15 protein-coding genes are annotated in these 20,422 nt (G+C 72.1%); 7 read left to right on the top strand and 8 right to left on the bottom strand.

The window, feature by feature from the left end:
* Positions 1-424: 424 nt before the first annotated feature.
* Positions 425-2,158 (bottom strand): gamma-glutamyltransferase, encoded by a 1,734-nt coding sequence (gene ggt, locus ABTV91_RS06120; protein WP_433853714.1) that lies wholly within the window; start codon positions 2,156-2,158, stop codon positions 425-427.
* 269 nt (positions 2,159-2,427) lie between these two features.
* Between ggt and ABTV91_RS06115 the strand changes: the two genes are divergently transcribed.
* From ABTV91_RS06115 to ABTV91_RS06105, 3 genes are read left to right on the top strand one after another with little or no spacing between them, the layout of a single operon-like run.
* Entirely contained in the window at positions 2,428-4,236 is a 1,809-nt protein-coding gene (locus ABTV91_RS06115; protein WP_433853713.1) for a gamma-glutamyltransferase family protein, read from the top strand.
* Positions 4,223-5,461: an FAD-dependent oxidoreductase gene (locus ABTV91_RS06110; RefSeq protein ID WP_433853712.1), complete on the top strand. Its 1,239-nt coding sequence runs from the start codon at positions 4,223-4,225 to the stop codon at positions 5,459-5,461. The genes ABTV91_RS06115 and ABTV91_RS06110 overlap by 14 nt, the downstream gene beginning before the upstream one ends.
* A 53-nt stretch (positions 5,462-5,514) precedes the next feature.
* Entirely contained in the window at positions 5,515-6,420 is a 906-nt protein-coding gene (locus ABTV91_RS06105; protein WP_433853711.1) for a LysR family transcriptional regulator, read from the top strand.
* A 149-nt stretch (positions 6,421-6,569) separates the two neighbouring features.
* Here the strand turns inward: ABTV91_RS06105 and alr are convergent, their stop codons facing one another.
* From alr to rsgA, 5 genes are all read right to left on the bottom strand, one after another.
* Positions 6,570-7,814: an alanine racemase gene (gene alr, locus ABTV91_RS06100; RefSeq protein ID WP_433853710.1), complete on the bottom strand. Its 1,245-nt coding sequence runs from the start codon at positions 7,812-7,814 to the stop codon at positions 6,570-6,572.
* A gap of 46 nt (positions 7,815-7,860) precedes the next feature.
* Positions 7,861-10,731 carry a TonB-dependent receptor domain-containing protein gene (locus ABTV91_RS06095; RefSeq protein ID WP_433853709.1) on the bottom strand — a complete coding sequence of 957 codons (2,871 nt, stop codon included), beginning with the start codon at positions 10,729-10,731 and terminating at the stop codon, positions 7,861-7,863.
* Between the two features lie 65 nt (positions 10,732-10,796).
* Positions 10,797-11,909 carry a serine hydrolase domain-containing protein gene (locus tag ABTV91_RS06090; protein ID WP_433853708.1) on the bottom strand — a complete coding sequence of 371 codons (1,113 nt, stop codon included), beginning with the start codon at positions 11,907-11,909 and terminating at the stop codon, positions 10,797-10,799.
* Positions 11,910-12,331: 422 nt separating this feature from the next.
* Entirely contained in the window at positions 12,332-13,579 is a 1,248-nt protein-coding gene (locus ABTV91_RS06085) for a flavohemoglobin expression-modulating QEGLA motif protein (protein WP_433853707.1), read from the bottom strand.
* Between the two features lie 139 nt (positions 13,580-13,718).
* Positions 13,719-14,816 carry a ribosome small subunit-dependent GTPase A gene (gene rsgA, locus ABTV91_RS06080; RefSeq protein ID WP_433853706.1) on the bottom strand — a complete coding sequence of 366 codons (1,098 nt, stop codon included), beginning with the start codon at positions 14,814-14,816 and terminating at the stop codon, positions 13,719-13,721.
* A 189-nt stretch (positions 14,817-15,005) separates the two neighbouring features.
* Between rsgA and ABTV91_RS06075 the strand changes: the two genes are divergently transcribed.
* The 4 genes from ABTV91_RS06075 to ABTV91_RS06060 all read left to right on the top strand — a co-directional run bounded on the left by ABTV91_RS06075 (position 15,006) and on the right by ABTV91_RS06060 (position 18,145).
* Positions 15,006-16,277, top strand: coding sequence for a pyridoxal phosphate-dependent aminotransferase (locus tag ABTV91_RS06075; protein WP_433853705.1), 1,272 nt, complete (start codon positions 15,006-15,008; stop codon positions 16,275-16,277).
* A gap of 96 nt (positions 16,278-16,373) precedes the next feature.
* Entirely contained in the window at positions 16,374-17,042 is a 669-nt protein-coding gene (locus ABTV91_RS06070; protein WP_433854132.1) for an SGNH/GDSL hydrolase family protein, read from the top strand.
* Positions 17,043-17,065: 23 nt separating this feature from the next.
* The gene (locus tag ABTV91_RS06065) at positions 17,066-17,737 is read left to right on the top strand and encodes a class I SAM-dependent methyltransferase (RefSeq protein ID WP_433854131.1); all 672 of its coding nucleotides are present in this window, start codon (positions 17,066-17,068) and stop codon (positions 17,735-17,737) included.
* A gap of 78 nt (positions 17,738-17,815) precedes the next feature.
* Positions 17,816-18,145 (top strand): DUF6172 family protein, encoded by a 330-nt coding sequence (locus ABTV91_RS06060; protein WP_433853704.1) that lies wholly within the window; start codon positions 17,816-17,818, stop codon positions 18,143-18,145.
* Positions 18,146-18,312: 167 nt separating this feature from the next.
* Here the strand turns inward: ABTV91_RS06060 and ABTV91_RS06055 are convergent, their stop codons facing one another.
* Both ABTV91_RS06055 and ABTV91_RS06050 read right to left on the bottom strand, forming a co-directional pair.
* Positions 18,313-19,563, bottom strand: a complete 1,251-nt coding sequence (locus ABTV91_RS06055) for a DEAD/DEAH box helicase (RefSeq protein WP_433853703.1) — start codon at positions 19,561-19,563, stop codon at positions 18,313-18,315.
* Positions 19,564-19,598: 35 nt separating this feature from the next.
* The gene (locus ABTV91_RS06050) at positions 19,599-20,393 is read right to left on the bottom strand and encodes a polysaccharide deacetylase family protein (RefSeq protein WP_433853702.1); all 795 of its coding nucleotides are present in this window, start codon (positions 20,391-20,393) and stop codon (positions 19,599-19,601) included.
* Between the last annotated feature and the right edge of the window lie 29 nt (positions 20,394-20,422).

The raw sequence follows: 20,422 nt of genomic DNA, 5'->3' as shown, positions 1-20,422 counted from the left end.
CCGTCGAGGCTGCCCCCGGCCTATCCCATGCGGGGCAGCACATCTGACAAGGGCCCCGCACCACGGGAATTCCCCAGCGTTCCATGTGGGTCGCATCGCGCCGTCGAGGCTGCCCCGGCCTGTCGCGTGCGGGCCACACACCTGACAAGGGCCCCCCAGGGGCATTACCCCGGAAAGCCCTCGTGCGGGGCAAGCCGCACACCTGCGGTTGTCCCCAGTGCTCCATGTGAGTGGCATCGTGCCGTCGAGGTTGATCCCGGCTATCCCGTGCGGGCCACAAGGCCTGGTAGATGCGGGCTCGCCCCGCATCGACATTCCCCGGAACACCTCGTGTGGGGCGAGCCCCGCACCTACGGGGTGTCCGATGACGGACCTGCCGCCCCCGGATTGGCCGGGGGCATGCCCCCGGCGCTGTTGCCTGCCGTCACTGCGCGGCCGCACCGGCGCCGGGCCGGCGCGGGTCGGCCGCGCCCTGCACGCCGCCGTCGCCCACCATCAGCGTCTGCGTGCTGCCGATGGTCTCGTCGCTTTCGATGCGGTGGCCCATGCCGCGCAGCAGGCGCAGCGTATCGGGGCTGAAGCCCGGCTCGATCTGCAGCATGCCGCTGCCCATGTCCTGGTGGATGCGCGGCCGGTGGGTGGCTTCGGCGATGTTCATGCCGAAATCGACCACGTCCACGATGGTCTGCATCACCGTGCCGGGAATCGTATTGCCGCCCGGGCTGCCGGTGACCAGCCACACCTTGCCGTCACGCAGGACCAGGGTCGGCGACATGCTCGAGACCGGCCGGCGCCCGGGCTGCAGCGCGTTGGCGACCACCCGCCCCGGCTCCTTGCGCGCGGCCAGCTGCGCGCGCAGCGAGAAATTGCCGATCAGGTTGCCGAGCAGGAAACCGGTGCCTTCGGCCATCACGCCGGCGCCGAAGTCCGAGCCCAGGGTGAAGGTGTTGCTGACCGCGTTGCCGTCGGCGTCGATCACCGAGAAGTGCGTGGTCTGCGGGCTTTCGTAGGGCACCGGATCGCCGGCCGCCAGGGTGGTGGCATCGAGCGCGCGCTCGGGCGAGAACAGCTTCCAGCGCGCATCGGCATAGGCCTTGGACACCAGCCCGCGCACCGGCGCGGCAACGAAGGCCGGGTCGCCGGCATGGCGCGCGCGGTCGGCCCAGGCCAGCTTGATCGCCTCGGCCATGGCATGCAGCGCCGCCGCCGAGCCTGCGCCGTGCGCGGCCAGGTCCTCGTGCTCGAGCAGGTTGAGCATTTCCAGCACGCTGGCGCCGCCGCCGCTGGACGGCGGCATGGTGACCACCTCGCGGCCGCGGTAGGTGGTGCGCAGCGGTTCGCGTTCGAGGGCGCGGTAGCTGGCCAGGTCCTCGCTGGCAATCAGGCCGCCATGGCGCTGCATCGCCGCCACCAGCCGCTGCGCGATCGGACCGCGGTAGAACGCATCGGCGCCGTCGCGCGCGATCAGCCGCAGCGACCACGCCAGGTCGGCCTGGCGCAGGCGCTCGCCCGTGCGCAGCGCGCTGCCGTCGGCATGCAGGAACACGCTGGCGCCGGCCGGGCTACGCGCCAGCCGTTCGCGGCCCCAGTCCAGGGCGAAGGCCTCGTCGCGGCTGAGCACCACGCCCTTGTCGGCCAGTTCGATCGCCGGCTGCAGCAGGCGCGCCCACGGCAGGCGCCCGTGCTGGCGATGGGCGAGCGCGAGTCCGGCCACGGTGCCGGGCACGCCGGCGGCCTTCCAGCCGGCGGTCTCGCCGTCGATGCGGCCATCGGCGCCGATGAAGCGTTCCAGCGTGGCCGCCGCCGGCGCCATCGAGCGGTAGTCGATGGCGACGCTGCGGTTCTCGCCGGCCAGGTGCAGCAGCATGTAGCCGTCGCCGCCGATGTTGCCGGCGCGCGGCAGCAGCACCGCCAGCGCGAAGGCCGTGGCCACCGCCGCGTCCACCGCGTTGCCGCCGTCGCGCAGCACCTGCGCGCCGATCTCGCTGGCACGCTGGTTCTGGCTGACCACCATGCCGCGGTCGCCATGCTCGGGCTTCTGGATCGCCTGGTAGTTGAGCAGTTCGCGCGCGCCGGCCGGCGGCGCCAGCGCCAGCAGCGCGCACAGCAGCAGCGCCATGCCACGGCCCGGGAGGGAAACGAGGGTTCGCAGGGTCATGCCTATCTCCGGTTTGCGGTTCGCGGGCGCGACGGCGGCCATCGTCGGCACCGACGGCGGCGGCCACACTGGCTCACTGCGCAGCATGGCCGGCGGGTACGCGCTTGTCGCCCACATTTCATGACCCACGGTATAGCCCGCGCGCATGGCGGGCCTGCCCGTCCGCCGCGCACGGCGCTGGCGGCCTGCGGCATTCCATAGCTGCCGGTTAACACCTGCACCGCGAATGTGATCCCTGCTTCGGTATGGCCGGCGGTAATCTGCCGGCCATGCCGAAGCCCGTCCGTTCCGTCCCCTCCCCCACCGCCAATGTGCCCTCCGCCGCGGCGCGCCGGCGCCGGGCTGCCGGCACCCTGCTGCTGTGCCTGTCGCTCGCTCTCGCCGGCTGCGGTACCGCGCCGGAGGCCCGCGCACCGGCCGCCGCCGCGTCCACCGCCAAGGCCACGCAGGCCATCGTCGTCGCCGCGCATCCGCTGGCCGCGCGGGCCGGTGCCGAGGTGCTCGAACGCGGCGGCAGCGCGATGGACGCGGCCATGGCCGTGCAGCTGATGCTCGGGCTGGTGGAACCGCAGAGCTCGGGCATCGGCGGCGGCACGGTACTGCTGGCCTACGACGCGCGCAGCGGCGAGATCAGCGGCTACATCGGCCGCGAGCAGGCGCCGGCGAGCGCCGGTGCGGGCTGGTTCGACGACGCCGACGGCCAGCCGCTGGCGCGTGCCGACGCCATGCTCTCCGGCCGCGCCACCGGCGTGCCGGGCACGGTCGCCACCTTCGCCCTGGCCCTGCGCGAGCATGGCCGGCTGCCGTGGGCGCGGCTGTTCGACGGCACCATCGCCACCGCCGAGCAGGGCTTCACCATCACCCCGCGGCTGGAACGGCACATCCACGGCCGCTTCCCGCAGGCGGCGGCCGCCGACGTGCGCCGCTTCTTCGACGACGGCCACGGCGGCCTGCTGCGCGCCGGCGATACCCTGCGCAATCCGGCGTACGCGGCGACGCTGCGCACGCTGGCCGCCGGCGGCGCGGACGCGTTCTACCGCGGCGCGCTGGCGCGGGCCATCGTCGCCCGCACCGCCGAGGCGCCGCGCCCGGGCACGATGACGCTCGACGACCTGGCCGACTACCGCGCCGAGAAGGTGGCGCCGCTGTGCCGCCCGCTGCGCGGCTACCGGTTGTGCTCGCTGCCGCCGCCGGCCAGCGGCGTCGGCGTGCTGCAGCTGATGGCACTGCTGGACGGCACCGACATCGACCGCCGCGACGCCACCGACCCGCAGGCGTGGCTGCTGTTCGCCGAGGCCAGCCGGCTGATGTACGCCGACCGCGACCACTACGTCGGCGATCCGCGCTTCGTCGATGTCCCGGTCGAGGGCCTGCTGGCGCCGGACTACGTGGACGCGCGGCGCGCGCTGATCGGCGCGCGCGCCGCGGCGCAGCCGCCGCGGCCCGGCGTGCCCGCCGGCGCGCCGGCCATCGCCGCCGACGCCACCGACGAGCCGGGCGGCACCAGCCATTTCGTGGTGGTGGACAACGACGGAAACGCCGTCTCGGTGACCACCACCGTCGAATCGTTCTTCGGTTCCGGGCGCATGGTCGGCGGCTTCTTCCTCAACAACCAGCTCACCGACTTCGCCTGGGACCGCAAGGACGGCCGCCCCGGCATGGCCAACGCCATCGCCGGCGGCAAGCGCCCGCGCTCGTCGATGTCGCCGCTGCTGATGCTCGATGGCGATGGCCGCCTGGCCGGCGCGCTGGGTTCGCCCGGCGGCTCGGCCATTCCCGCCTACATAGGCAAGACCCTGGCCGGGCTGCTCTACTGGCGCCTGCCGCTGGACCAGGCGGTGGCTCTGCCCAACCTGGTCGCGCGCGGCGCGCGTTTCGACGGCGAGGCCGACCGTTTCCCGGCGCCGCTGCGCGCGGCGCTGCGCGAGCGCGGCGTGGACATCCGCGCCGGTGCCGGCGAAGACTCCGGCCTGCACGGCGTGTTCCTGCGCGACGGGCGCTGGGAATGGGCCGCCGACCCGCGCCGCGACGGCACCGCCGCCTTCCCCGCCCAACGGAGCCGCGATGCTTCCCGTTGAACCCCATGGCGAACCCGCCAGCGCCGATCTCGTCGTGCTCGGCGCCGGCGTCGTCGGCCTCGCCACCGCCTACGCCGCCGCGCGCCGCGGCCTGTCCGTGCTGCTGCTGGACCGTGCCGATGGCCCGGTGCAGGGCACCTCCTTCGCCAACGGCGCGCAGCTGAGCTACGCCTACACCGACGCCATGGCCGGCCCGTCCACCTGGAAACAGCTGCCGGCGATGCTGCTCGGTCGCAACGGCCCGTTCCGCACGCGCTGGTCGGCCGATCCGGATTTCTGGCGCTGGGGCCTGGCCTTCCTGCGCCAGGCCGGCGGCGCGCGCCTGCGCGCCAATACACTGGCCACGCTGGAGCTGGCGCTGGAATCGCGCACCGCGCTGCACGCGCTGCTGCAGCGCCACCCCATCGCCTTCGAGCATGCGGTGTCGGGCAAGCTGCACGTCTACCACGATGCCGCCGCGCTGCAGGGCGCGCGCGCGATGATCGCGCTCAAGCAGCCGTTCGGCGTCGAACAGCACCTGCTCGACGCGCGCCAGGCCATCGCCGCCGAGCCGGCGCTGGCCGCCATGCCGGGTATCGCCGGCGCGGTGCATTCGCCGCAGGAGGAAGCCGGCGACCCGTTCCTGTTCGGCACCGGGCTGCTGCAGGTGCTGCGGCAGCACTACGGCGCGCAGGCGCGCTTCGGCTTCGACGTCCGCCACGTGGTGCGGCAGGGCGACGGCTGGCGCCTGCAGCCGCTCGCCGGCGCGGCGGTGCGGGCGCGGCGGCTGGTGGTATGCAGCGGCATCGACGGCGCCGCGCTGCTGCGGCCGCTGGGCGTGCGCGTGCCGCTGATGGCGATCAAGGGCTATTCGTTCACCGCGCCCTGCGGACCGCGCGCGCCCACCACGAGCATCACCGATACCTCGCGCAAGCTGGTGTTCTGCCGCCTCGGCGCGCGCATGCGCGTGGCCGGGCTGGCCGACCTCAACCACTGGGACCCGCAACCGGACCCGGAGCGCATGGCGCAGCTGGTCGCGATGGCGCGCGCGTCGATGCCCGACGCGGTGGACTACGACAACATCGAAAGCCGCTGGGCCGGCCTGCGCCCGGTCACGCCCTGGTCCTCGCCCGAGATCCGCGCCGTCGCCGATGGCCTGGTGTGCAACCTCGGCCACGGCATGCTGGGCTGGACGCTGGCGATGGGCAGCGGCGAACGCGCGGTCGCGCTGGTGACGGCGCGGTGACGCGCGCGCCGCCATCGGTCGCCGGCGACGCCCGCATCGACTAGGATCGAGCCATGCGTCTGCGCCAGATTGAAGTCTTCCACGCGGTCTACACCACCGGCTCGATCAGCGCCGCGGCCCGTTCGCTGCACGTGTCGCAGCCATCGGTCAGCAAGGTGCTGCACCACACGCAGTACCAGCTGGGCTTCGAGCTGTTCAAGCTGGTGCGCGGGCGGCTGGTCGCCACCGACGAGGCGCACGCGCTGTTCGTCGAGATCAAGGACATCTACGACCGCCTGCTGTCGCTGCAGAAGACGGTGGGCAACATCCGCGACATCGGCGGCGGCCACATCCGCCTGGCGGTGGTGCCCTCGCTCGGCCAGCACGTGGTGCCGGCGGCGATCACCGCCTACCGGCGCCAGCACCCGGAAGTGACCTTCGACGTGCAGACCCTGCACCACGGCGACCTGTTCCAGGCGCTGTATGAGCGCGAGTGCGACATCGCCATCGCCTACAACCCGCCGCAGCACCCGCGCATGCAGCGCCGCGTGCTCGGGCAGGGCCAGCTGATGCTGCTGTTCGACAGCGCGCAATGGCCCGACCCGCCGGCGGCGATCCCGCTGCGCTGGCTGCAGGACCGTGACATGGTCGGCCTGGCCAGCAGCGGCCCCATCGGCGACCTGTTCACCGGCGAGCTCAAGCGCCAGGGCGTGAGCATGCGCGAGGTGGTGTCCAACCAGACCTATTCGCTGGCCGCGGCGCTGACCCGCTGCGGCGCCGGCATGAGCGTGCTGGACGAATTCACCGCCTGCGCCAACGCCGGCGGCACGCTGCTGGCGCGCCCGCTGGAACCGGAAATCGGCTTCCGCATCGAATGCGTGTACCTGGAGGACCGGCCGCCGTCCAAGGCCGCCACCGAGTTCATCCGCCAGTTCCAGCGCAGCCTGGCCGAAACGCGCGAAGCGCCAGCCGCCCCGTAGGAGCGGCTCGACGTGGCCTCGGGCCATCAGCCGCGATGGAGCTTTACCAATGAAGGCGCCCGATTTCCTTCCAGGTTTGAAAGACCACGAACCGTAGTCCATGCGGTCCATGCCGCATGGAGAAAGCCCCATCGCGGCTGAAGCCGCTCCTACGGCGGTCTGCGGACGAACTTCGGGTTCAACGCGCCCCAGGTGCTGTACTGGTCGGCCAGGATCACGCCGCTGAGCGTCTCGATCTCGGCCTGGGTGATCTGTTCCCCGCCCTGCCGGCCGAACAGCACCACCTCGTCGCCGGCCCGCACGCCGGGGATGTCGGTCACGTCCACCATGGTGGTGTTCATGGTGACCCTGCCCAGCACCGGCGCGCGGCGGCCACGCACCAGCACGCTGCCCTTGTTGGAATAGACGCGGCGGTAGCCATCGGAATAGCCGACCGGGAGATTGGCCAGCAGCGAATCGCGGCGCAGGGTGAACGTGCGGTCGTAGCTCACCGTGTCGCCGGCCGGGAACGCCTGCACCGAAGCCACGCGCGTCTTGAACGCAGCCACGTGCGCGAACGGCGGCTTGGGCGTGCCGCCGTAGCCGTACAGCGCACCACCCGGGCGCACCATGTCCAGGCGCGATTCGGGAACGTGCTGCAGCGCGAACGAATTGGCCGCGTGCAGCTGCACGTCGCCGCGGCGCAGCGCGGTGTGCGCGAACAGCCAGTCGGCCTGCTGCTGGAAGGTACGCACGCCGGCCAGCACGTCGGCCGGGTCCTCGCCCGGGAAATGGGTCATCAGGCCGACGATCCGCAGGCCATCGAGGCCAGCCAGCGCCACCGCGTCGCGCCGTCCCTGTTCCGTGGCCAGCTCCAGTCCGTTGCGACCCATGCCGGCCGAGTTCAGCGCCAGATGCACCGGCAGCGGCCGCCGCCGGCTGGCGAGTGCCGCCATCGCCTGCGCCACGGCGAGATTGCCGGCCAGTTCCTCGATCCGGTACGGCAGCGCGGCCTCGACCTCCTCCAGCGTGGCCGCGCGCACGCGCAGCACCCGGCCCCGGTAGCCGCAGGCCCGCACCATGCGCGCTTCCTCGGTACTGGCGATGCCGACGCAGGGCACGCCCGCGGCGATCACGCGCGGCATCACCAGGTCGATGCCGGTGCCGTAGGCATCGGCCTTCATCACCGCGCACAGCTGCGCCCCGCCCGCCAGCGCGCGCACGCGCCGCAGGTTGGCGTCGAACACGTCCAGGTCGATCTCGAGCCAGGCGTTGGCCGCCGCCATGCGCCGGCGGTCCGGCGATGGAGCCAGCAGCGGCGCGCAGCGCGCGTCGAGCGAGGCGGCCAGGGCCGTGCCCATCGCCGCGGCGATGAAGCCGCGGCGGCCGGGAGATGCGATGCGCGTATCCGTCATGGGGCGTCCCGATGCCGCCGGTCGCCCGGCGGCGCTGCTGGCAGGATCAATCGAAGCGGTACTCGACCTGCAGGTTGAACGAACGTCCGCGCGGATCGGCCACGCGCGGCTCCCAGGCGGCGCCGGAGGCGAAGTCGACCTGGTGCGCGGTGAACGGCGGGTCGGTGTTGAGCAGGTTGCGCACCGCCAGGGTGAAGCGCGTGTTCTCCAGGCCGGTCCAGGTCAGGCTGTAGTTGTAGGTGATGTAGTCGTCGACGTCCGGGTTCCAGTTGGCCGGCGTGTAGAAGCCTCCCTCCACGCTCACCGGCTCCTCGTCCTTGTAGCCGGAGCGGTAGACCTGGGTCAGCAGGTGCGCCCAGTCGCCGCGCGCCCAGCCGAAGCTCAACGTGTGCTTCCACTTCAGCGGCAGGTTGTAGAAACGCACGTAATCGCCCACCTTGTTCTCGCCATACGGCTCGTTGGCCAGCGACTTCTCCTTGAACGTGTCGATGTAGCTGCCGTTGAGGTTGACGTGCCAGCGGCCGCCGGCCAGGTCGCCGCTGAGGTTGGCGTCCAGTTCCACGCCGCGGGTCAGGGTGCCGCCGGAGTTGATGTAGCGCTGGTCGATCGCGGTGACCTTGCCGCTGCTGTCGCGGATCCAGTTGTCCGGGAACAGCGCGTAGTTGGCGGTCAGCGTCGCCAGGTTGGGCACGCGGATGGTGTTGCTGCGCTCGATCTCCCACCAGTCCAGGCTCAGGTTGAAGGTGTCCGTCGGCGAGAACACGAAGCCGATGCTCTTCTGCTCGGACTCCTCCGGCTGCAGGTCGGTCTTGCCGCCGGTGATGATGACCGGCTGGATCAGGTCGCAGCCCGGTATCGACGAGTTGACCGAGCCGCCCGGGCAGCTGGCCGGGTCGACCAGGTCGCGGCCGAAGTAGTCCACGCGGTTGACGCCGGCGAACAGCTTGGTGAACTCGGGCACCTTGAAGCCGGTGCTGTAGGCGCCGCGGAACGCCAGCGACTCGATCGGCTGCCACTTGAACGAATACTTCGGGTTGGTGGTGCCGCCGAAGGTGTCGTAGCGGTCGTGGCGCACCGCCACGGTCACGTCCAGCGTATCGACGATCGGCAGGTACATCTCCGCGTAGACCGCGTTGACGTCGCGGCGCACCCTGGGCAGTTCGCTGGTCTCGTCGAACGGCGCCTGGTAGATGGTGTTGTAGTTCAGCGGCAGGCCGTCCAGCACCTGCACGCCGCCGAACTCGAACTCCTCGCGCCGCGCCTCCACGCCGGTGGCCAGTTGCGCCTCGCTGCCCCACAGGCTGAAGCCGAGGCCGCCGCTGAAGCTGGCGTCGGCCGTGGTGACGGTGGACTTGCCGCCATACAGGTGCACGCCGCTGGCCGATGCCGCCTGCAGCGCGGCCGTCGCCGCCGCGCTCTGCTGCTGGCCCGGCATCAGGAACGGGTTGAGCAGGCCGCTGCCCAGCGCGTCCCTCAGCCCGCTGGAGAAGTAGTAGCCGCCGCGCAGGACCGATTCGGCCTCGTTGGAAGCGCGCGACAGGCCCACGTCGTAGTCCCAGCTGCCGATGCTGCCCTCGATGCCGGCCAGCACGCGGTAGGAGCGGGTGGTGGTGTCGATCTGGCGCGGACCGCAGGCCATGCAGCGCCAGCGGTAGGGAATCGGGTTGCCGTAGGTCAGGTTGGCGGTGCCGAAGTAGGCGGCCAGCGCGTTGTAGACCTGGTCGTAGGTTTCCTTCGTGGTTCCGTTCAGGGGATACCAGGTGCCCGGGCCCATCACCGAGGTCGCCGAGGCGCTGGAAGTGAGCTGCAGCGGCTCGTACTCGCGCTGCGACTCCACCCGCGAGCCCATCGCCTCGGCGTAGAAACGGTGGTTCTCGCCGATGCGGAAGGTGGCGCGGCCGAGGAACTGCAGGCTGTCCTGCGGCTGCTGCAGCGCCTGCGCGGCCGGGTAGTCCCAGGCGCAGGCGTACCTGGAGCTGCCGCTGTCCCACAGCCGGTAGTCGTACGGCCCCATCGCCGGGCCGCCGTTCTCGCAGCCGGCGCCGCCGGGCAGGTTGAGGATGTTGACGTAGTTCTGCCTGCTGCCGCCGTCCGGGTCGATGAGCGAGCCGTTGATGATGCCGCCGGTGGCGTTGGTCACCGTGGCGAACGGCGTGCCGCGCGTATCCGGCGACACGCCGCGGTCGGGCTGGAAGCTGTTGGCGAAATCGCGCTGGTAGCCGCGCAGGAACTCGCTGCGCCGCCAGTTGACCGTGCCCCACACGTTCCAGCGGTCGGTATCCAGATCGCCCACGCCGCCGAGCAGGCTGTAGTTGTAGATGTTGCCGCCGCCGTCCTGGGTCACGTCGAAGCCGGCGTTGACCGCGATGCCCTGGTAGTCGGTGCGGGTGATGAAGTTGATCACGCCGCCGATGGCGTCGGTGCCATACATGGCCGAAGCGCCGTCGCGCAGCACTTCGACCCGGTCGATCGCCGCGAACGGAATCGAGTTCAGGTCCACGGCCTGGCCGCGCAGGCCGTGGGTGGCGACGCGGCGGCCGTTGAGCAGCACCAGCGTGGCGTCGCTGCCCTGCCCGCGCAGGTTGGCGCCGGACACGCCGGCGGTGCCGCGCAGCTCGCCCAGGTCCATGTCCACCGACGCCGACACCATGCCGTCGGCACCGTTGCCGGCGATGTTGAGGAAGGACAGCAGTTGCTCGGCCGAGGTGATGCCCTGCGCCTCGATCTCGGCCTTCTGCACGATGGTGACCGGCAGCGCGGCCTCCACGTCCACGCGCTTGATGCGCGAGCCGGTGACGTTGACCTTGTCCAGGGTGGTGGCCGCCGGGGCGGCGTCCTGCGCGGCGGCCGGCGCGGCCAGGGCCGCCAGCAACGCGGCGCAGAGGAAGTTCAAACGGAGGTCGGGCTGGCTACGCATGATGTCTCCAAGGGACGGGGGGACGGACGACCAAGCAGTACGGCGGTGGAACGGATGCGGCGCGGTCAGCGCGGCGCGGGGGGAACCTCGTCGAGGAACAGCGCGCCGATCGCGCGGGCGATGTCGTAGGGGGTGGGATCGTTGCGGTTGCTCAGCAGCACCACGGTCAGGCGCTGCCGCGGCCAGCGCACCAGGCTGTTGCGGAAGCCGATGCTCTCGCCGTTGTGCCATTGCCGGCCCTCGGCGATGCGCCAGCCGAAGCCGTACCAGGTCGCTTCCGGCTCGTCCGCCACCTGCACCTGTCGGCCCAGCGCCAGCGCGCGGGTGGTGTCGTCGAACAGGCGGCCGTCGTACCAGGCCGCGTCCCAGCGGGCCAGGTCGTCGATGCTGGAATAGAGGCCGCCATCGCCCAGCACCGCGCTGTAGCTGTTCTGGTCGGTGCGCTCCCAGCCCTGCGCGGCCTGGCTGTAGCCCCAGGCGCGGTGCGGCACGTCCGGGCCGCCGGCGACATAGGCCAGGCTGTCGCGCATGCCCAGCGGGGCGAAGATGCGGGTGCGCAGGAACGCCGGGAAATCCATGCCCGAGGCGCGCTCGACCACCAGCGCGAGCAGCGCGTAGCCGCTGTTGCTGTAGCGGTAGGTGGTGCCGGGCGGAAAATACAGCCGGTCCTCGCGTTCCAGCAGCGCCAGCACGCCGGCATCGCGGATCTGCCCCTGCCAGGACGCGCCCATCAGGTCCTCGTAATCGAGCACGCCGGAGGTGTGCGCGAGCAGGTGGCGCAGGGTGATGGCGTCGGCCGCCGCCGGCAGCGAGGGCAGCCAGCGCCTGACCGGGTCATCGATGGACAGCGCACCGTCCTGCGCCAGCAGCAGGATGGCCGCGGCGGTGAACTGCTTGCTCACCGAGGCCAGCCGGTAATTGGTGTCCGCGCCGGCGGCGGTGCCGCTCTCCAGGTCGGCGCGCCCGTAGCCGCGCCGGACCAGCGCCCTGCCGTCCTTCAGCACCAGCAGCGAAGCGCCCGGAACATCGCCGTCGTAGGGCTGCATCAGGGCATCGATCGCGGCCTGGCGGGCGGCGTCATCGGCCGCGGCGGCCAGTGCCGGCACCGCCAGCGACACGAGCAGCAGCGCCGTTCGCCACACCACAGGAATCGACCGCAGGCAAAGCCGGTTGCGCATGCGTCCCCCGCACGGACCAAGACAGGAGTGATGGAATGCCGTCGCCGACGGGCCGGCGACCGGAATCCCGGCAAGCCTGCCTCCGCACTCCCTGCGCCTGTACCGGACTCCCCGATCCGGTCTCCCCTTCGCACCGCCCGTCGCGGCTTCACATTGGCGCTTTCACCCCGGCAGCGTCAACGCCATCACGCGGCCTGCCGAGCACCGCACGTGCATGCACCGGGCCGGCCGGAGAGAAGTCGTGAGCCGGCGAAAAACATCCGTCGAATCCATGGCTTGGGGTGACGGGACTTCACGCATGCTCCCACGCGCCGCCGATGCTTCGCGCGCGCGGATGGCCCCATCCATAACCTTCGGCTGTGGATCACCCAACCAATGCGAGGGATGGGTGGTTGCAGCCGCAACCAACATCCCCGCGCGCGCTAGTCGCCGATGCGGTCCATGCGGATGCGGTTGGCGAACAGCGAGAACGCCAGGGTGCCGGCCAGCCGGTTGGCGCGCTGCAGCCACGGCGGCAGCCAGCGCGGCGGCGCCAGCGCCCCGGTCTCGAACAGCGGCGCCAGCGCCTGCGCGTCGTCCAGCGTCATCTTGCCGGCGAACAGCCAGTGGCAGTAGCGCAGTTTCTCGTCGCGCAGCATCTGCCGGAAGAAGGTATGCACCGACACCAAGCCGCGCAGGTACACCGTGTCCTTGTTGAAGGCGCCGCCGCCGGAGGCCGGCACCCCGCGGAACACGCGCTGCGCCGAAGCGAAGCTTTCCTCGGCGGTCTGCCCCGCGTCGCGGAAGTAGCCGAACACCTCGATGAAGTCGGCGCCGTTGCGCGCCATCGCGATCGCCTCGATGCGCAGGCTGATGCGTTTGAGCCGCTGGATGTCGATGCTGCCGGTGATCTGCTCGGCGAACGTCGCCAGCCCTTCCTGGGTGGCGGTGATGCGCGGCGAGGACAGCGCCAGGCTCGGCAGCACCGCCTGCCGGCGCCCGTTGAGCGCGGTCAGCGAGTGCACCAGCGCCTCGTGGTGGAACAGCTGCGCGCGGTCGTAGACGCTGAAACAGGCGCCGCTGCGCAGGCGGATCTGGGTGGCGCCGGCGGCGGCCTTGGCGATCAGGTCCGGGTCCAGCACCACGCTGATCACCCGCGATTCGAAGAACCTGTCCAGGTCGTTCTGCAGCTGCAGCTGCAGCGCGACGGCCGAAACCGGCACCTGCTCCTCCGGGGCCAGCAGTTCGTGGTCCAGTTCCTGCGCGATCTGGATGAAATGCCGCGCCGCCTCGCGCGCGGTCGGGCCGTGGCCGGGCATCGGCTGCTCCGGCGTGCCGAACAGCTGCGCCGACAGCGCGTCCACCTCGTGCGTGCCCAGCGCCTCCAGCAGGCGCGCGGCCAGGTCCCAGCTGGCGGCCGAATCGCGCACGTAGCGCCCCAGCGGATGCGCCGGATCGGCCGCCGCCGCGATCGCCTCCAGCTCGCGCCGCGCCGCGCTGAAATCGTGCCTGGGATAATCCACCTGCGGCAGCCGCGGCGCGCCGCGGGCCACGCTGTCCAGGAACGGCGCCTGCGTCGACGCCGGCCAGCTCGCCAGGCTCAGCAGGCGGATGCCGCGCACCGCCGCGACCAGCCGCGCATCGAGCGCGGCGTGATGGGCGATGGCCGGATCGGAGGACGGGCTGTTCATGCGGCCACCATAGCAATCCCCGCACGTGCAATGCAGGAGCGAGGCGGGTCGGCCCTGAGACATGCGCCGCGAGGGCGCCTTGTCGACAGTGCCCCGTCACGGCGTACGCCACTGCCGCGGAAATGAAGCCGCCGCGTCCTCAGCGCCGCTTCGGTTTCCCCGCCGGCCGCCACTGCGCGCCGCGGTTGCCGCTGCGGCGCTCGGTGGCCTGCTCGGCCTGACGCTGCGCCAGCTTGGCCGCGGCCGCGGCCACTTCCTCGCGCAGCTTGAGGTAGTTGAGCAGGCGGCTTTCGTCGATCTCGCCCCGCTCGATGGCCGCGCGCACCGCGCAGCCCGGTTCGTGCTGGTGCGAGCAGTCGCGGAAGCGGCACTGCGCGGTCAGCGCCTCGATGTCGGCGAAGCCGCCCTCGGCCAGGGTTTCCTCGCCGGTGGGCTTGAGTTCGCGCATGCCCGGCGTGTCGATCAGGCAGGCGCCGCTGGGCAGCGGCAGCAGCGCGCGGTGCGTGGTGGTGTGGCGGCCGCGCGAATCGCTGCCGCGCACCTCGCCGGTCTTCATGCGGTCCTGGCCCAGCAGCGTGTTGGTCAGCGTGGACTTGCCGGCGCCGGAAGAGCCGACCAGCACCACGGTGCGGCCCGGCCCCAGCCACGGCGCCAGCGCGGCGACGCTGGCCGGGTCCTTGCCGTTGATCGCCAGCAGCGGGATGTCCTGCGCGGACAGGTCCTCCAGCACCGCCAGCGCGTCGGCGCCGTACTCGGTCTGGTCGGCCTTGGTCAGCACCACCACCGGCGCCGCGCCGCCGCTGCCGGCCAGCATCAGGTAGCGCTCGATCCGGCGCGGATTGAAGTCCGCGTCCAGCCCGCAGACGATGAACACCGTATCGATGTTGGCCGCGATCACCTGCTGGTGGTAATGCTCGCCGGCCGCGCCGCGCTTGATCGAGGTGCGCCGCGGCAGCAGCGCGACGATGCGCGCGTCCTCCAGCAGCACCCAGTCGCCGACCGCCGCGCGCTCGTGGCTGGGGAAGCGCGGCCGCTGCCATTCCGGCAACGACTCGGCCTTGAGCGCGGCATCCGGCGCGTCGGCCACCACGTAGCCGGAACGGTGCTGCTCGACCACCCGCGCCGGGCGCGCCCGCGGGTGCGCGGCGAAGGCGGCCTGCCAGGCCGGCGCCTCGGGCGGGCCGGGCCAGGGCCAGCCGATGTGGCCCAGCGCGGTGAAATCGATGGTGTCGGTCATCGGGGGATTTTAGGAGCAGGAACGAGTGGAGAGAAACGAGGAACGAGTAAGAGCAGAAGCAGAGCCGGAGCAGGAGCGATCCCCACCTGCGTGGGGATGACGGCCGTTGCCTTTACTAGTTCCTCGTTCCTCCCCCGCAGCGCAGCAATTCCGCTACCATGCGGTTTCCCGCCCATGACGGCCCCACGCATGTCAAGCCCTGTCAAACCGCTGCCCACCCGCGAACGCCTGTCCGAAGTCCGCTACGAGATCCGTGGCGAGCTGGCCCGGCGAGCCCGCGAGCTGGAGGCCCAGGGCCGCAGGCTGATCAAGCTCAACATCGGCAACCCCGGCAACTTCGGCTTCCGCGCGCCCGAGCACCTGCAGCACGCCATCGCCGACGACATGGGCCGCACCGATCCCTATACCCACCAGCAGGGCCTGCCGGTGGCGCGAGAGGCCATCGCCGCGGCCTACGCGCGGCGCGGCGCGCCCGACGCGCACGCCGACCGCGTGTTCCTCGGCAACGGCGTGTCCGAGCTGATCGACCTGTCGCTGCGCGCCCTGCTCAACCCGGGCGACGAAGTGCTGGTGCCCTCGCCCGACTACCCGCTGTGGTCGGCGGCCACCATCCTCAATGACGGCCGCCCGGTGTATTACCGCTGCGCGCCGGAGAACGGCTTCCAGCCCGACCCGGTGGAGATCGAGACGCTGGTGTCCTCGCGCACCCGCGCCATCGTGCTGATCAATCCCAATAACCCCAGCGGCGCCAGCTACCCGCGCGAACTGCTGGAGAAGATCGTCGCCGTCGCCCGCCGCCACAACCTGCTGCTGCTGGTGGACGAGATCTACGACCAGATCCTCTACGACGGCGCCACCTTCCAGCCGGTCGCGCCGCTGGCCGGCGACCACCCGTGCCTGACCTTCAGCGGCCTGAGCAAGGTGCACCGCGCCTGCGGCTGGCGCGTGGGCTGGATGCTGCTGTCCGGCGCCGCCGAACGGCTGGGCGAGTTCCGCGCCGCGCTGGACCTGCTCAGCGCGCTGCGCCTGTGCGCCAACGTGCCCGGCCAGTACGCCATCGAGGCGGCGGTCAACGGGCCGGACACCATTTCCGCGCTGTGCGCGCCGGGCGGCCGCCTGTACGAAACCCGCCGCGCGGTGATCGAGGCCTGCGCCGCCAGCGAGCACCTGCAGCTGGTCGCGCCGGCCGGTGCGCTGTACGCCTTCCCGGCGGTGGTCGGGCCAGCCGCGCAGGGCTTCGACGACCACGAGTTCGCGCTGGAGCTGATGAACGACGAGGGCGTGCTGGTCGTGCCCGGCTCCAGCTTCAACGTGCCCTACCGCCACCATTTCCGCGTGACCCTGCTGCCCGAGGCGGCGACCATGCGCGAGGTGTTCGGCCGCATCGACCGCGTGCTGGCGCGCCGCGCCGAGCAGGTGACCAAGGTGGTGCCGTTGCGGCCCCGTAACGCGGTCGGCTGAGAAAGCGAGGAACGAGTGGAGAGGAACGAGGAACCAGTGAAGGCAACAGCAACGGCTGTCAGCCCCACGACCACCGCGATCCCCGCGCAGGCGGGGATCGCTCCTGCTTCTGCTCCCGCTCTTACCCGTTCCTCGTTCCTCTCCACTCGTTCCTACCTGGCGCTAGGCGACTCCTACACCATCGGCGAAGGCGTGCCCGCCGAAGGCACCTGGCCCTTCCAGCTGGCCGCGGCGCTGCGCGCGCGCGGCATCGCGCTGGACGATCCGCAGGTGATCGCCACCACCGGCTGGACCACCGACGAACTGGCCGCCGCCATCGACGCGGCCGTGCCGCAGGGGCCGTACGCGCTGGCGAGCCTGCTGATCGGCGTCAACAACCAGTACCGCGGGCGGCCGCTGGCCGAGTACCGCCAGCAGTTCGAACAGCTGCTGCAGCGGGCCATCGCGCTGGCCGCCGAAGACCCGCGTCGGGTGCTGGTGCTGTCCATCCCCGATTGGGGCGTGACGCCCTACGCGGCCGCACACGAGCGCGATGCCGCCGTGGTCGCGCGCGAGATCGACGACTTCAACGCCGCCGCGCGCGCCTGCTGCGGCGACTACGGCGTCGCCTTCGTCGACATCACCCCGGCCAGCCGCGCGCGCGGTGCCGAGCCGGCGATGCTGGTGGACGACGGCCTGCACCCGTCCGCGGCGATGTACCGGCTGTGGATGGAACAGGCGCTGCCGGTCGCCGCGGACCTGCTGACGGACCCGCCCGCCGCGTGAGCAGGGCAGGCGGCACCGCGGCCATGCCCGCCCAGGACGCCCGGGCCATCGCCCGCGCGTTCGCCCCGCGCCATCCCTGGGGCAACCGCTGGGACTACTGCTACGTGCTGTCCAAGCTGCGCAGCGACCCGCTCTATCCTGGCGTGCTCGACGCCCTGCGCGGCAGCCACGCGCCGCTGCTGGACATGGGCTGCGGGCTGGGGCTGCTGGCGCATGCGCTGCGCCACGACGGCCAGGCCCTTTCCTACCGCGGCGTGGACAACGACGCGGCCAAGATCCGCCGTGCGGCCGGCGTCGCCAGCCGCGCCGGCCTGGCCGCCAGCCACTTCGAGGTGATGGACCTGGCCACCGCCCTGCCCGTCCACCGCGGCAGCGTGGCGATCCTCGACGTCCTCCAGTACCTGCCGGCCGAGGCGCAGGCGAACCTGCTGCGCCAAGCCGCCGCCATGCTCGACGGCGACGGCCGCCTGGTGCTGCGCATGGCGCTGGCCGACGACAGCCGCCGCGGCCGCATCTCGCGCATCGGCGACCGCGCCGCCAACTGGATCGGCTGGATGCAGTTCCGCCCGCGCCACTATCCCGACGCCGCCACGCTGCGCGGCCTGCTCGAGCAGGCCGGCCTGCGGGTCAGCCTGGCGCCGCTGTACGGCAACACCCCGTTCAACAACTGGCTGCTGGTCGCCCACCGCGCCTGAACCACGGACGCGCCGTTTGCGCGGATAATCGCGCCATTCCCCGCCGCCCGTCCCGGCCGGCGCCATGACGAGAACCCCGTGAGAAGAACCTACCGCCTCGACATCGAAGGCAAGCACCCCGACCGCCTGCTGGAAGCCAGCAAGCACGACATCCGCAAGTACATCAAGCGCGAGCGCGGCAAGGCCCTGCCAGCCGGCGCCGATTTCTGGGATTTCGACAGCAAGGCCGGCGTCGACGAGGCCAGCGCGCAGGCCGTGCCGTTCCCCGAACTGATCCGCGCGGTGGACGCGCTGGTCGCCGCCGGCAACAAGCAGTTCTACGTGGAAGTGCTGCGCAAGCCGGGCAAGCGCACGCCGCGCCCGGCCGCGAGCGCGGACGTGCCGGCGGAAAGCGACTTCGAGGATTGATCCCCCGGGCCGGGCTCTGCCCGGCCGGGTTGCTGTGTGACGCCAAGCCGGGGCGATGCCCCGCGCTACCAGAGAAACGGATCGCCGCCGCCCTGGAGCGTGGGGCAAAGCGCCAGCGCGAGGTTGTCCCGTCCTGCCGGTGCGATACGCCGCCCGGCTCGGGACTTTCAGGACGGCTTGGCCTGTGCGGCGGCGCGCAATCTGTCCTTCCTGCTGGGCCGGCGCCCCTTGATGCCGCCGTTGCCATCGCTCGCCGGCGCCGCCGGGGCCACCTCCTGTGGTTCGAAACCCGGCACCACTTCCGGCTCCAGCCGCAGGCCGTGGCGCCGGCAGATCAGCCGCCAGTGCGCCAGCGCCGCTGCCTCGACGAAGCTCACCGCCAACCCCGCGGCGCCGGCACGGCCGGTGCGGCCGATACGGTGCAGGTAGTCGGCCGGCGAACGCGGCAGTTCATGGTTCACCACCACCGGCAGGCCGGCGATGTCGATGCCGCGCGCGGCCACGTCGGTCGCCACCAGCACCTGCAGCTCGCCGTCCTTGAACGCCTGCAGCGCGCGCACGCGGCGGCCCTGCGACAGATCGCCGTGCAGCGCCTGTACGGCGATGCCGCCCTTGCGCAGCGCGCCGGCCAGGCGGTCGCCCTCGCGGATGCTGGCAACGAACACCAGCACCTGCCGCCAGCGCGGATCGCCCAGCAGCGACAGCAGCAGTTCGACGCGGCGGCCGGCATCGACGCGCAGCGCGCGCTGTTCGATCTCCGGCGGCGCCTGCGCATCGACCTGCAGCCGTTGCGGCGCGCTCAGGCCGGCAACAGCCAAGGCCTCGATCTGCTCCGGGAAGGTGGCCGAGAACAACGCCGTCTGCCGCTGCGTGGGCAGCCCGGCGAGGATCTGCCGCAGCTCGTCGCCGAAACCCAGTTCCAGCAGCCTGTCGGCCTCGTCCAGCACCAGCAGCTGCACCTGCCGCAGCGACAGCGCGTTGTGCGCCAGCAGGTCGAGCAGGCGGCCAGGCGTGGCCACCACCACGTCGGCGCCACCGCGCAGCGCCATCATCTGCGGGTTGATCGACACCCCGCCCACCGCGCACACCACCCGCGGCTGCCGCGGCAGTTCCCGGCCCAGCGTGGCGAACACGTCAGCCACCTGCAGCGCCAGTTCGCGCGTGGGCACCAGCACCAGCTGCCGCAGCGCGCGCGGCCTGCGCGGCGGCGCCAGGAAGAAAAGCTGCAACGCCGGCAGCACGTAGGCGGCGGTCTTGCCTGAACCGGTCGGCGCCAGCGCCACCACGTCCTGCCCCTTCAGCAGTACCGGCACCGCCTGCTGCTGGATCGGCGTGGGCGCGCCGTAGCCGGCCTGCCGCAGTGCGCGCTGCAGGGCCGGCAGCACGTAGGGAGACAGGCCGAGTCGGGAAAAGGGCATCTGCGGTTCCAGGGGCCGCCGACGGGGCGGCGAGTCTAAGCGGTTTCCGGCGGCAGCCGGGCGGACAGTCCACGCGCCCGCAGCTGGCGCAGCACCGCTTCGACGATGGCCGGGTTGTGGCCGTGCGCGGCGCCTTCGTGCAGCAGCACGATCACGCCCGGCGCCAGGTCGCGGGCGATGCGCGCCACCACCACATCGGGCTGGCAGTGCACGCCGTCGAACCCGCGCGCGCTCCAGCCCACCCGCGCCAGGCCATGCCGGCGCAGGGCGGCGGCGACGAACGGGTTGGTCATGCCGACCACCGAGCGGTACCAGCGCGGCGGCGTTCCGGCGATGGCCGCCAGCGCCTGCTGGCAATGGCTGATCTCTTCGGCCATCCGCCGCGGCCCGAGGCGCCAGAACCACACCTGCGGATGCGAATGGCTGTGGTTGCCCAGCCCATGCCCGCGCCGCAGCACCTCGCGCACCAGCTCCGGCCGCGCCGCCGCGCGCTCGCCGACCATGAAGAAAGTGGCGTGGGCGTCGTACCGGTCGAGCAGGTCGAGGATCGCCAGGGTGTCGTCGGACGGGCCGTCGTCGATGGTCAGCCAGACCGCCGGACCGGGAAGGCGCGACAGCACCGGCGCGTAGAAGCCGCTGTTGGGCAGGAACACCGGCACCACGAACAGCGCGTGGCTGGCCAGCAGCAGCGGCAACCCGGCCTTCCAGCCCAGCCATGACCAGGCCAGCGCCACCAGCGCCTGCGACAGCAGCAGCCAGCCGATCCAGCGCCAGGGATGGGTCGGCGTGCGATGCAGGGTTCCCGTGGCGGTCATGTCCCATGATGCCATGCGGCGTAGAATCGGCCCCTGTCTTCGAC

Origin of the sequence: Stenotrophomonas nitritireducens, assembly GCF_050984405.1 — a bacterium.
In the GTDB taxonomy this organism is placed as follows: Bacteria; Pseudomonadota; Gammaproteobacteria; order Xanthomonadales; family Xanthomonadaceae; genus Stenotrophomonas; species Stenotrophomonas nitritireducens_B.
Note: the sequence above shows the minus strand (reverse complement) of the source record. Positions and strands in the feature narration are given on the sequence as shown.